This is a genomic window from Pseudomonas sp. 05N36 (assembly GCF_056397385.1).
The window spans coordinates 248,562-261,275 of the sequence record NZ_JBFTNH010000004.1 but is presented as its reverse complement, the minus strand read 5'-3'; the positions used below and the strand labels follow the sequence as shown (position 1 = coordinate 261,275).

At 60.0% G+C, this 12,714-nt stretch carries 9 protein-coding genes; 5 read left to right on the top strand and 4 right to left on the bottom strand.

Going from position 1 to position 12,714, the window contains the following annotated elements; all coding sequences use genetic code 11:
* The first annotated feature begins 33 nt into the window (after window positions 1–33).
* Both xdhC and guaD read left to right on the top strand, forming a co-directional pair.
* Window positions 34–876 (top strand): xanthine dehydrogenase accessory protein XdhC, encoded by an 843-nt coding sequence (gene xdhC, locus AC1DIH_RS07905; RefSeq protein WP_477771272.1) that lies wholly within the window; start codon window positions 34–36, stop codon window positions 874–876.
* 23 nt (window positions 877–899) lie between these two features.
* A complete protein-coding gene (guaD, locus tag AC1DIH_RS07900; RefSeq protein ID WP_477771271.1) occupies window positions 900–2,204 on the top strand; it encodes a guanine deaminase in 1,305 nt (434 codons plus the stop codon).
* 182 nt (window positions 2,205–2,386) lie between these two features.
* Here guaD and AC1DIH_RS07895 read toward each other — a convergent pair whose 3' ends face one another.
* Window positions 2,387–3,151, bottom strand: coding sequence for a GntR family transcriptional regulator (locus AC1DIH_RS07895; RefSeq protein WP_103315365.1), 765 nt, complete (start codon window positions 3,149–3,151; stop codon window positions 2,387–2,389).
* A 376-nt stretch (window positions 3,152–3,527) separates the two neighbouring features.
* Here AC1DIH_RS07895 and AC1DIH_RS07890 point away from each other — a divergent pair, with 376 nt between their 5' ends.
* Complete coding sequence (locus AC1DIH_RS07890; protein WP_477771270.1) at window positions 3,528–4,718, top strand: benzoate/H(+) symporter BenE family transporter; 1,191 nt, start codon at window positions 3,528–3,530, stop codon at window positions 4,716–4,718.
* A gap of 46 nt (window positions 4,719–4,764) precedes the next feature.
* Here AC1DIH_RS07890 and AC1DIH_RS07885 read toward each other — a convergent pair whose 3' ends face one another.
* A complete protein-coding gene (locus AC1DIH_RS07885; RefSeq protein ID WP_477771269.1) occupies window positions 4,765–5,109 on the bottom strand; it encodes a YggL family protein in 345 nt (114 codons plus the stop codon).
* Between the two features lie 233 nt (window positions 5,110–5,342).
* On the opposite strand from AC1DIH_RS07885, the gene dacB reads away from it, so the two are divergent.
* Window positions 5,343–6,803: a D-alanyl-D-alanine carboxypeptidase/D-alanyl-D-alanine endopeptidase gene (gene dacB, locus AC1DIH_RS07880; RefSeq protein ID WP_477771268.1), complete on the top strand. Its 1,461-nt coding sequence runs from the start codon at window positions 5,343–5,345 to the stop codon at window positions 6,801–6,803.
* A 172-nt stretch (window positions 6,804–6,975) separates the two neighbouring features.
* Here the strand turns inward: dacB and AC1DIH_RS07875 are convergent, their stop codons facing one another.
* Window positions 6,976–9,375 (bottom strand): sensor domain-containing diguanylate cyclase, encoded by a 2,400-nt coding sequence (locus AC1DIH_RS07875; protein WP_477771267.1) that lies wholly within the window; start codon window positions 9,373–9,375, stop codon window positions 6,976–6,978.
* 138 nt (window positions 9,376–9,513) lie between these two features.
* Entirely contained in the window at window positions 9,514–11,784 is a 2,271-nt protein-coding gene (gene rlmKL, locus AC1DIH_RS07870; RefSeq protein WP_477771266.1) for a bifunctional 23S rRNA (guanine(2069)-N(7))-methyltransferase RlmK/23S rRNA (guanine(2445)-N(2))-methyltransferase RlmL, read from the bottom strand.
* 545 nt (window positions 11,785–12,329) lie between these two features.
* Here rlmKL and rmf point away from each other — a divergent pair.
* Window positions 12,330–12,545 (top strand): ribosome modulation factor, encoded by a 216-nt coding sequence (gene rmf, locus AC1DIH_RS07865; RefSeq protein WP_003223300.1) that lies wholly within the window; start codon window positions 12,330–12,332, stop codon window positions 12,543–12,545.
* Window positions 12,546–12,714: the final 169 nt, after the last annotated feature.

Here is a 12,714-nt window from a genome sequence, read left to right as displayed (position 1 = left end):
GCCCGAACAGACAACGCAGATGTTGAGGTGAACATGTACAACTGGATCGACGCCCTCGCCGACCTGCAAAACCAGGGTGAGCCCTGCGTGTTGGTGACCATCATCGAAGAGCTCGGTTCGACGCCGCGCAATGCCGGTTCGAAAATGGTCGTCAGCGCCACGCAGGCGTTCGACACCATCGGTGGCGGGCATCTGGAATACAAGGCGATGCAGGTCGCCCGGGAGATGCTTGCCAGCGGCAAACAGGACACCCACCTGGAGCGTTTCACCCTCGGCGCCAGCCTCGGTCAATGCTGCGGTGGCGTCACGGTGTTGCTGTTCGAGCCCATGGGCCAGGTACAGGTACAGATCGCTGTATTCGGTGCCGGCCACGTCGGTCGGGCGCTGGTGCCGTTGCTGGCCAGCCTGCCCTRCCGCGTGCGCTGGATCGATTCGCGGGAGGCCGAGTTCCCCGAACAGATCCCCCACGGCGTACGTAAAATCGTCGCCGAAGAACCGGTGGACGAAATCGACGACCTGCCCGCTGGCAGTTACTGCATCGTCATGACTCACAATCACCAGCTCGACCTGGAACTCACCGCGGCGATCCTCAAGCGCAACGACTTCGCCTACTTCGGCCTGATCGGCTCGAAGACCAAACGGGTGAAATTCGAACACCGCCTGCGCGAGCGCGGTTTCGACAACGCCGTGCTGCAACGCATGCGCTGCCCGATGGGCCTGGGTGAGGTCAAAGGCAAATTGCCGGTGGAAATCGCCATCTCCATCGCTGGCGAAATCATCGCCACCTATAACGCGAATTTCGGCGCGCACAGCACGAAAGCCGAACCTATTGCCAAACTGCTGCCCGCCTCGCGCCGCAGTCACGCTTCGAACTAAAAAGCCACGAACCGAGAACGACAATGCCTTTGACTCGCAAAGCCTACCGTGCCGCCATTCTGCACAGCATCGCCGACCCAGCCGTGGTGGGTATCGAAGCCTCCTACGAGTATTTCGAAGACGGCTTGCTGGTGACTGAAAACGGCCAGATCAGCGCCATCGGCCACGCCAGCGAGTTGCTCGCCAGCCTGCCCGCCGACATTCAAGTCAGCCATTACCAGGATGCGCTGATCACCCCGGGCTTCATCGATACGCACATCCACCTGCCGCAAACCGGTATGGTCGGCGCCTACGGCGAACAACTGCTGGACTGGCTCAACACCTACACCTTCCCGTGCGAAAGCCAGTTCGCCGACAAGGCCCACGCCGAAGAAGTCGCCGGTATCTTCATCAAGGAGCTGCTGCGCAACGGCACCACCACCGCACTGGTGTTCGGCAGCGTGCACCCACAATCGGTGGACTCGTTCTTCGAAGCCGCCGAAAAGCTCGACCTGCGGATGATCGCCGGCAAGGTGATGATGGACCGCAACGCGCCGGACTACCTGACCGACACCGCCGAATCCAGCTATGTCGACAGCAAGGCGCTGATCGAGCGCTGGCACGGCAAGGGTCGATTGCACTACGCGGTGACGCCTCGTTTTGCACCGACCAGCACCCCGGAACAACTGGCCCTGGCCGGCCAGTTGCTCAGCGAATACCCCGACCTGTACATGCAGACCCACATCAGTGAAAACCTGCAGGAAGTTCAATGGGTCAAGGAACTGTTCCCGGAGCGCAAGGGCTACCTGGACGTCTACGACCACTACAAACTGCTCGGCGAACGTTCGGTATTCGCGCACGGTGTGCACCTGTGCGATGACGAATGCGCGCGCCTGGCCGAAACCGGTTCGGCGATCGCCTTCTGCCCGACCTCGAACTTCTTCCTCGGCAGTGGCCTGTTCAACCTGCCGATGGCCGAAAAACACAACCTGAACGTCGGCCTGGGCACTGACGTTGGCGGCGGCACCAGCTTTTCGCTGCTGCAAACCCTGAATGAAGCCTACAAAGTCATGCAGCTGCAAGGCGCACGCCTGAGCCCGTTCAAATCGCTGTACCTGGCAACCCTTGGCGGTGCCCGCGCACTGCGCCTGGAAGACAAGATCGGCACCCTGCAACCGGGCACCGACGCCGACTTCCTGGTGCTGGACTACAACGCCACGCCGCTGCTCGGCTATCGCTTGAAACAGGCCAAGAGCATCGCCGAGACGCTGTTTGTGCTGATGACACTGGGGGATGACCGGACGGTGTTGCAGACGTATGCGGCGGGGAGCCTGGTGCACCAGCGTTAAGTTTTTCCAGAAATAAAAAATCCCCCGCAGCCATTCGGTTGCGGGGGATTTTTTTATCGTCTGTCAGACCGCCATCGCGAGCAGGCTCGCTCCCACAGTTGATCTTCAGTGGTTACAGAATTTGTATTCAGCACAAAACCCTGTGGGAGCGAGCCTGCTCGCGATAGGCGCGCCGCGGTCTATCAAAGCTTGGCGGTCGGCCGCCCTGGCTTTTTGGTCTGCAACAGGTGCGAGAACACCGCGTGCAAATCGTCCGAGGCGCTTTCTTCGTCGAGGTTGAGCTTGCTGTCGATGTGATCCATGTGATGCATCATCAGGTTCACCGCCAGGTCGGCATCGCGGGCCTCGATGGCATCGATCAGCTGAGTGTGTTCATCGTAGGAACAGTGCGAGCGGTTACCGCTTTCATACTGGGCGATGATCAAGGAAGTCTGCGACACCAGGCTGCGCTGGAAGCTGATCAGCGGGGCGTTCTTCGCCGCCTCGGCCAGCTTCAGGTGAAACTCGCCAGACAGACGGATACCGGCACCGCGGTCGCCACGGGAGAAGCTGTCGCGCTCGTCGTTGACCATTTGCCGCAGCTCGGCAATCTGTTCGGCCGTCGCGTGTACGACTGCCAGTTCAGTGATCGCCTTCTCTACCAGACGCCGCGCCATGAATACCTGACGGGCTTCTTCGACACTCGGGCTGGCAACCACGGCACCCCGGTTGGGCCGCAACAGCACCACGCCTTCGTGGGCCAGACGCGACAGCGCGCGGCGAATGATGGTGCGACTGACCCCGAAAATTTCTCCCAGCGCCTCTTCGCTCAACTTTGTACCGGGCGCCAGGCGCTGTTCGAGGATGGCCTCGAAGATATGCGCATAGACGATATCGTCCTGGGTTCCGCTGCGGCCGGCTTTGCCTGCTCGCGGTTGTTTCTTGAGGGGCTGCAACTGTTCGTTCATGGGCACTCGAGTCGGGAGAACTGCGGCGAATTGACTGTGACTGTAATACGTCACAGAGGGTCGCTGGCAAGTATTGCGTAAAAAACACAGCACATTGTACACAACCGCTGGTGGCAACACGACTGTACGGCCACATACGCCCCCGGCTGTATTGCAACGAGCTGCCATGTTTAAGTTTAGGCTTGAACACATGGCCCGTGGCGAGGGAGCTTGCTCCCGTTGGACTGCACAGCAGTCCTGAAACCTGCCGACTCGTTTATTCAGATAACCTCGCTCACACATTACGACCGCTACGCGGCCGAGCGGGAGCAAGCTCCCTCGCCACGCGGGTGGCAGCGGACTTTATTCGTATATCAAGAACAAGGAACACCGCGCCATGACCGACGCCACTCACGCGCAACTTCGCCCGTTGGCCGACACTTCACCTTCGGCCATCGTCGCCGGGTTCATCGCCATGATGACCGGCTACACCAGCTCACTGGTGCTGATGTTCCAGGCCGGCCAGGCGGCGGGCCTGACCAGCGGGCAAATTTCATCGTGGATCTGGGCGATTTCGATTGGCATGGCGGTGTGCTCGATCGGTTTGTCCTTACGTTATCGCACACCGATCACCATTGCCTGGTCGACGCCCGGTGCGGCGCTGCTGATCACCAGCCTGTCGGGCGTGACCTACGGCGAGGCGATTGGCGCCTACATCACTTGCGCCGTGCTCGTCACCCTTTGCGGCATGACCGGCAGCTTCGAACGCCTGGTCAAACGCATTCCTGCGTCACTGGCGGCAGCGTTGCTGGCGGGGATTCTGTTCAAGATCGGCAGTGAAATTTTCGTCGCTGCTCAGCACCGCACCGGCCTGGTATTGGGGATGTTTTTCACCTATCTGGTGGTCAAGCGCCTGTCGCCGCGTTATGCAGTGCTGGCGGCGCTGCTGATCGGCACGGCACTGTCCGGCGTCATGGGCCTGCTGGATTTCAGCGGTTTTCATCTGGAAGTGGCCACCCCGGTCTGGACCACCCCACACTTCTCCCTCGCGGCAACCATCAGCATCGGTATTCCATTGTTCGTGGTGGCCATGACCTCGCAGAACATGCCCGGCATCGCCGTGTTGCGCGCCGACGGCTACAACGTGCCGGCCTCGCCGCTGATCACCACCACCGGCATCGCCTCACTGTTGCTGGCGCCATTTGGCTCCCACGGGATCAACCTGGCAGCGATCAGCGCCGCAATCTGCACCGGGCCGCATGCCCACGAAGATCGCAACAAGCGCTACACCGCGGCCGTCTGGTGCGGGATTTTCTACGGGATTGCCGGGGTCTTTGGCGCAACGCTCGCAGCGCTGTTCGCCGCCTTGCCAAAAGAGCTGGTGCTGTCGATTGCCGCGTTGGCGCTATTCGGCTCGATCATCAACGGCCTGAGCATCGCCATGGCGCAAGTGAAGGAACGTGAAGCGGCATTGATCACCTTTATGGTCACTGCGTCGGGGCTGACGCTGTTTTCCATTGGTTCGGCATTTTGGGGAATTGTGGCGGGGGTGGTGACGCTGACGATTCTGAACTGGCGCAACGCCTGAAACGAAAAAAAAAACGGCGACCTTCAGGTCGCCGTTTTTTTGAACATCAGGCTACCGGATTGATCGGCTTTTCCGGGTACCAAACGTCCAGCAACGGGCTGACTTCTACGCTGGTCAGCTCGGTGCGGGCTTTCAGCCAGGCTTCAACGGCGGCGCGTTGTTCTGCGCTGACCGAGCCACGTTTTTGCAGGCAAACCAGACCGAAGTCGTCGCCGCCAACGTAGCCGAGGCCGTTTGCTTCCATGGCTTCTTTCAGAAACGCGTCGAGGAAAGCGTCAACAGCYTCATCAGCCAGACCTTCTTTGAAATCCAGGTTCAGTTCAAAACCCAGCTCTTGAAATTCATCGACGCAAAGCTTTTTGCGCAGACGCTGGGAACGGTTAGTCGCCATTGGAACAATCCTCAAAAGTAATAACGGGCAGCACTTTAGCAGTTTAAGCCGTTGTTTGCCCGACTCTCTGGCTGCTTGTGCCCACCGCCGGTAAAAAAATAGCGGATTCGGCCTTCTGGATACGGCACAAGCCGCTACTCCTTGGGGCATAATGCCGACACTTTCGCGACCACCGAGGGAAATTATTCTCATGCCCTCATCTTTTTCCCCTCGGCTGTAGGGTTTTATTTCAGATGATCAAATCTTTGCGTCCATTGCTTCTTGCCAGCCTGCTTGTGCCGCTGGCCTTCCCTGTTTCCGCTGCCCCAGTCAACACCACCCTGCCACCCAGCGTTGAAAAAGCACTCAAAGCCAGCAAGTTGCAGGACAGCGCCCTGTCGCTGGTGATGATTCCGCTCAACGGCCCGGGCACACCGACGGTCTTCAACGCTGACGTTTCAGTCAATCCGGCCTCGACCATGAAACTGGTCACCACCTACGCCGCGCTGGAAATGCTTGGCCCGAACCACCAGTGGAAAACYGAGTTCTACACCGACGGCACCCTCAATGGCGGCATCCTCCACGGCAACCTGTACCTCAAGGGTGGCGGCGATCCAAAGCTGAACATGGAAAAACTCTGGCTGCTGATGCGTGACCTGCGGGCCAATGGCGTGCAGCAAGTCACCGGTGACCTGGTGCTGGACCGCAGCTTCTTCGTCCAGCCGCAACTTCCTGAATTCAATGACGATGGTAAAGACGAGAACAAGCCGTTCCTGGTCAAGCCCGACGCGCTGATGGTCAACCTCAAGGCCCTGCGTTTCGTTGCTCGCAACGATTCGGGCAAGGTTCTGGTGTCGGTCGAACCGCCGATCGCCAGCATTCGCATCGACAACCAGGTCAAAGCGCTCAGCGGCAAACAGTGTTCCGGGGGCGTGCGCTACAACCCGGTGACCCAGGCCGACGGCAGCGTGTCCGTGACGGTTGCGGGCCAGTTGGCCGACGGTTGCAGCTCGCAGACTTACCTTTCGCTGCTCGATCATGCGACCTACACCGCCGGCGCCGTACGGGCGATCTGGCAGGAACTGGGTGGCAGCATCCAGGGCAAGGATCGTCTGGCCGCCGTACCAAAGGATGCCAAGGTACTGGCGCGGGCGTTCTCGCCGGACCTGGCGGAAATCATCCGCGATATCAACAAATACAGTAACAACACCATGGCTCAGCAGCTGTTCCTCAGCCTGGGCGCGAAATACCGCACCGATGCCGATGCTGACGATGCCAAAGCCGCACAACGCGTAGTGCGTCAGTGGCTGGCGAAGAAAGGCATCACCGCGCCGCACCTGGTGATGGAGAACGGCTCGGGCCTGTCGCGTGCCGAACGGGTCAGCGCCCGTGAAATGGCGAGCATGCTGCAAGCGGCCTGGAGAAGCCCGTACTCGGCCGAGTTCGTCAGTTCGCTGCCGATCAGCGGCATGGACGGCACCATGCGCAAACGCCTCAAGACCACCGCAATGCGGGGTGAAGCACACGTCAAGACCGGTACCCTGAACACCGTGCGCGCCATCGCCGGTTTCAGCCGCGACAACAACGGCAACACCTGGGCGGTGGTCGCGATCCTCAACGACCCGGCGCCTTTTGGTGCGCATACGGTGCTCGACCAGGTGTTGCTGGACCTGTACCGCCAGCCGAAACTGGCAACGGCCGAGTCGGCGCTTTAAGCCGCACTTAAACACTGCGCAACTGTGGCGAGGGAGCTTGCTCCCGGCTCGGTTGCGCAGCAGCCGCAAAATCAACAAATCAGATACATCTGACCCAACTCGATCATCGCCTTCCGGGCCGCTTCGCGCCCCAACGGGAGCAAGCTCCCTCGCCACACAAACCTGAACCGGCCTACACCAGTTCCATCTCAACCCGATCCCGCCCGGCCTGCTTCGCCGCATAAACCCCCGAGTCAGCGCGCAGTAGCAAGGCATCAGCCCCCTCTCCGGAACGCCAGCTGGCGATACCAAAGCTGGCAGTCACCGTGCCCAGGCCGTCGATCGGCGTATTGCGCAAGCTCTGCCATAACTCGACGGCCAACGCATGGGCATGCTGCCCGTTGGTGTCCGGACACAGCACCATGAATTCCTCGCCTCCCAGGCGACAGAACACATCGGTGCGCCGCAAACGGTGGCGGATGCGCTGACAGATCGCCTGCAACACCCGATCGCCGGCCGCATGGCCGTGCACATCATTGATGCGCTTGAAGTGATCGATATCCAGCATGATCACCGCCAATTCCCCGACACCTCGCTCGACCCGGGCCATTTCCATGGTCAACCGCTCCTGGAAATAGCGTCGATTGTGAATGCCGGTCAGCGAGTCGGCCACCGACAAGGCGCGCAGCTCTTCCTCGACCCGCTTGAGGTCGGAAATATCCGAAATGTAGCCATGCCACAACACCCCGCCGCCGGGCAGCTCTTCAGGTGTTGCCTCAACGCGTACCCAACGCAGGCCACGGACCGGCAACTGCACGCGGTACTCCTCGCGCCACGGGCTGAGCTTTAACGAAGAGACCCGGATCGAGGCACGCACCCGAGCGACGTCCTGCGAATGGATCCGCTCGAAAATGGCCTCGGCGTTCTGTTGCAGCACGTCCGGGTCGATTTCGTAAATATCGCGGATGCCATCACTGGCGTAGATCACACTGAAGCGCCCGTCTGCCGCCATCTTGAATTGATAAATGCCGCCCGGCACATGAGCGCTGAGTTTCTTGAGCAGCAAATCGCGCGCCGCCAATGCCTCATGCACCCGCTTGCGCTCGGTAATGTCGATGCAGATCGCCAGATTCCCGACCCACAGCCCCTGCTCATCAAGCATCGCGGTGGCGAGCATGTTCACCGTCAGATGGCTGCCGTCCTGGCGCACCAAGGTCCACTCACGCGCTTCATGCCCACCCGCTTCACCACCTTCCACCAGCATCGCCTGGCAGCTTGGCACCGGTTTGCAGTAACGCTGACTGAGCTCGACGGCTCGCGCCTCCAGCTCAGCGGGCAGATGCAAGCTTTCCAGGGTCGCATGCCCCAATACATCGACACTGCGATAGCCGAGCATGTGCTCGGCACCGGCATTGAAGGTGGTGATGACACCGCGCAGGTTGGTGGCAATCACCGCCACCTGGGTCGCCGCGTCCAACACCCCGCGTAACTGACCATGAGCGCCGCTCAACTCCTGTTCTCGCAGGCGCAACTCGCGAGTGCGCTGCTCCACCAGCGCCAGCGCTCGTTGCCGTTGACTGACCAGAATGTAGAGCAAGGCGCTGAGCAGCACGCTCAACAGCCCCCCCATCACGATCAGGCTGGCAACCGCCGAACGATTGGCATGTTCGAACACGCTGCTGGTGCGAATATCAAGATCGTAGACACGATCGCCCAGTCGCAACATCGAGCTGTAATGCAACGGCTGATTCGCCACTGGGTTGGTCGATTCATAGAGCGCTTGCGCCTGACCGTCCTGCGCCCGACCACGAATCTGCACCACAAGGTTGTCCTGACTGGGCAACGGAAAACCATCGGCCACCAACTGACGCATGCTGATCACTGCCAGCACATAACCAAGGGGTGCGGTGTCATGAGCAGGCCCTGCGGTATCGCGCAAAACCGGCTCGACCAGCAGCACGCCACGGGCATACTCAGGATCGATGCCAATCAGCAGCGTGGGCTCGGACACCGCCATCGCGTTGAGGTCGCGGGCCCTTTGCAGGGTTGCCTGGCGTATCGGTTCCGAGAGCAAATCAAAACCCAGCGGCGCGCCTTTTGAGTCTAGCGCCTGGCTGTACAACACCGGCGCGTATTCATCGCGCTCGGCGGCAGGTTGCAACGTGGCGGAAGGTGTCAGATCGCGGATGGAAAACCCTGCTTTACCTTGCTCGCGCACCCGTTGCTCGAACGCGGAACGCTCACTGCGGGCAACCCGCGGCGCCCAGGCGTAGGCCTGAGTTCTGTGCAACAGTGCTTTGGTAAAGCCGTCGAACTCTTCACGGGAAACCGACTCGGAGTTGACGAAGAAACGCCGCAGGCTATCAAGGCGCTGTTCCTGATCGTCGAAACGCTCGGAGATCCGGCTCTTGCGTTCGTTGACCAGCATTTGGAAACGCTGCGTCATCTGCTGATGGTGCGCATTGAAGCTGGCCCAGGCGAGCAGCCCCGTCAGTGCGCCGCCGGCCAGCAACACCAGCAGCGCAACGAGCCAGGCCGAAACATCTTCACTGATCAAGCCCAGGATCTTGGGTCGTACGGCGTGCAACGGCATAAACAAAACTCAAAACGCCGGCGTGCTTTGGCGTCACCTTGGCTTTGAGTGAAGTTATAGCTATTAGCCATTAGATTAGCTAGCGCAAAAACACCACAGAACCCCGAAAAATCAAGGCTCTGTGGATCCAATCAGGCCTCAGCGCGCCATGATTTTCCAGGCGCGGTGGATCTTGCCGTTACGGGCAAAGTCCGGGTCGATGGTTTGTGCGGTGATCTCCTCGACGGCATAGCGCGCCTCGAGGTTTTCTTCGAGCTGGAACTTGCGGAAGTTGTTGGAGAAATACAACACGCCACCCGGCGCCAGGCGGGCCATGGCCAGGTCCAGCAACTGCACGTGGTCACGCTGCACGTCGAAGATCCCTTCCATGCGCTTGGAGTTGGAGAAGGTCGGCGGATCGATAAAGATCATGTCGAACTCGTCACGGTTGGCTTCCAGCCAGGCCATCACGTCGCCCTGCTCCAGGCGGTTCTTGTCGGAGAAACCGTTCAGCGACAGGTTGCGACGCGCCCAATCCAGATAGGTTTTCGACAGGTCGACGCTGGTGGTGCTGCGTGCACCGCCCTTGGCCGCGTGAACGCTGGCGGTTGCGGTGTAGCAATACAGGTTGAGGAAGCGCTTGCCGGCCGCCTCTTTCTGAATCCGCAGGCGCATTGGACGGTGGTCCAGGAACAGGCCGGTGTCGAGGTAGTCGGTCAGGTTGACCAGCAACTTCACGCCGCCTTCGTTCACCTCGGTGAACTTGCCCTGCGCGCTCTGGCGCTCGTACTGCTTGGTGCCGCTCTGACGTTCGCGACGCTTGACGACCACGCGGCTCTTGTCGATGTTCAAGGCCTGTGGAATGGCTGCCAGTGCATCGAACATCCGCGCCGAGGCTTTTTCCGGATCGATCGATTTCGGCGCCGCATATTCCTGAACATGGACCCAGTCGTGATACAGGTCGATGGCCATGGAGTATTCCGGCATGTCGGCATCGTAGACACGGTAGCAGTCGACACCCTCGCGCTTGACCCACTTGCCCAGTGCCTTGAGGTTTTTTTGCAGGCGGTTGGCAAACATCTGCCCGCCTTCGCTCAGACGTGGCTGCTCGACAACAGGAGCCGGCGCCGGTGCAGGTTTGATCGGGTTGCCGTTTTTGTTGTACTGACGCTCTTGCGGTTCGGCCGGCGACTGATCGTAGGCCGCCTGCTCGCGTTCGGCCTGACGCTGTTCCGGGGTACGACGCTCACCCGTGACGAACTGGTCCGGCAGTACTTTGATCAGCAGCAATTTGCACGGCAAGGCGCCGTTCCAGAACGAGTACTGTTTGTGACTGCGAATACCCATGCGCTTGCCCAGGTCCGGTGCGCCGGTGAACACCGCCGCTTCCCAGTTCAGGCAGGCCTGACGCAGACGCTCGCCGAGGTTCTGGTAGAGATAGAGCAAGCTCGCCTCGTCGCCCAGACGCTCGCCGTACGGAGGGTTGCAGATCACCAGGCCTTTCTGGTTCTGGTCCGGGCGCGGCTCGAAGGTTGCGACTTCACCCTGGTAGATCTTGATCCACTCACTCAGGCCTGCGCGCTCGACGTTATTGCGCCCCGGTTGAATCAGCCGAGGGTCGGCTTCGTAACCGCGAATCCACAGCGGTGGCTTGGCCAGACCGGCAGCAGCGCGGGCGACGGCTTCTTCGTGAAGTTTTTTCCACAGCGCCGGCACATGGCCGAGCCAGGCGGTGAAGCCCCACTGCTCGCGACGCAGGTTCGGCGCCATGTCGGCGGCGATCATCGCCGCTTCGACGAGGAACGTACCGACACCGCACATCGGGTCAGCCAGGGCGCCGCCTTCAGCCGCAATGCGCGGCCAGCCGGAGCGGATCAGAATTGCGGCGGCGAGGTTTTCCTTCAGCGGCGCCGCACCTTGCTGCAGGCGATAACCGCGCTGATGCAGGCTGTGACCGGAAAGATCGAGGGACAGAATCGCTTCGCCACGGTCCAGGCGCAGGTGAATACGCAGGTCCGGGTTGAGCTTGTCGATGGACGGACGCTCGCCCGACGGGGTGCGCAGTTTGTCGACAATGGCGTCCTTCACTTTCAGGGCGCCGAAGTGCGTGTTGTCGATGCCCGAGCCATGACCGCTGAATTCGACGGCCAGGGTGCCGTCATTGAGCATGTGGTCTTGCCACTCGATATCCAGCACGCCGTGGTACAGGTCTTCGGCATCCTTCATCGGGAAACGCTTGAGTACCAGCAGCACCCGGTTAGCCAGACGCGACCACAGGCACAGGCGATAAGCCGTTTCCATGTCGGCCATGCCGCGCACAGCCGACGTGTGCTCACGCGCTTCCTCAAGGCCAAGCCCGACGGCTTCCTCGATCAGCAGGCCTTCGAGGCCCTTGGGGCAAGTGAGGAAGAGTTCGTAACGATCCGACATGGGAGTTCCAGGGCCTTTAGCAATAAGTGAACGGACAACGCATTGACCGCTCGGTTTTCAATCAAGCGCTTTTCTTGAAGAGCGCTCGCGTGGCACGAAAGTGTGCCGCCCCACCCTGGCCACACAGCCAACCAACTGGTTGAATGAGCTTAGATGCCCGGGCAGATAAAAAATTCTGTGCAACAAAATGTCATAACTCGACCCTTCGTCGAATAGTACCCGAGTGCAACGGGTGGACATTTTTACTCAATCATTAGCCTCATCATCCAGTGAAAGGCCGATCATAGCGAGCTTTGGTCAATGAACACGGGAATTACATCGTGTTACTTATGGCCTTAGCATCATTATCGTTACGTCCTTATGACAAAACGATCATTCCCTCGATGTGACGCATTGGTTAGAACTCAACACAGGTTGACGCCGCAACGACGTCAACACCTTGGCTCGTGACGCCGGCAGCGAGCCACCAACGGCAGAAATTTTTCTGCCTGACCTCGATCGAGGTCGACGCGACAAATACAGTCAACAAGTGAGGGAAACACCCTATGAGAAGACTTAAGCGTGATCCGTTGGAAAGAGCATTTTTGCGCGGATATCAATATGGCGTTGGTGGAAAATCCCGTGAGCTTTGCCCCTTTACTCTACCGTCGGTACGCCAAGCCTGGATCAACGGCTGGCGAGAAGGACGCGGCGACAACTGGGACGGTATGACCGGCACTGCGGGAATCCATAGACTCAACGAACTTCACGCCGTCGGCTAAAACAGGGCACACACTCCGACACGAAAATCTGAATAGGTAACGACTTAACCACGCACGTCCTCTCCGGACGGCGGGCTTCGGCCCAAGGGCTCCTTCGAGGAGCCCTTTTTTATTCCAGCGCCTCCACAATCCCTGTAGCAGCTGCCGAGCCTGCGAGGCTGCTACGAGG

What these genes read in the sequence shown, in the direction of transcription:
- rlmKL (WP_477771266.1), bottom strand. Translation starts at nt 11,784, where the DNA reads ATGTCGGATCGTTACGAACTCTTCCTCACTTGCCCCAAGGGCCTCGAA.
- AC1DIH_RS07890 (WP_477771270.1), top strand. Translation starts at nt 3,528, where the DNA reads ATGACCGACGCCACTCACGCGCAACTTCGCCCGTTGGCCGACACTTCA.
- rmf (WP_003223300.1), top strand. Translation starts at nt 12,330, where the DNA reads ATGAGAAGACTTAAGCGTGATCCGTTGGAAAGAGCATTTTTGCGCGGA.
- guaD (WP_477771271.1), top strand. Translation starts at nt 900, where the DNA reads ATGCCTTTGACTCGCAAAGCCTACCGTGCCGCCATTCTGCACAGCATC.
- AC1DIH_RS07875 (WP_477771267.1), bottom strand. Translation starts at nt 9,375, where the DNA reads ATGCCGTTGCACGCCGTACGACCCAAGATCCTGGGCTTGATCAGTGAA.
- AC1DIH_RS07895 (WP_103315365.1), bottom strand. Translation starts at nt 3,151, where the DNA reads ATGAACGAACAGTTGCAGCCCCTCAAGAAACAACCGCGAGCAGGCAAA.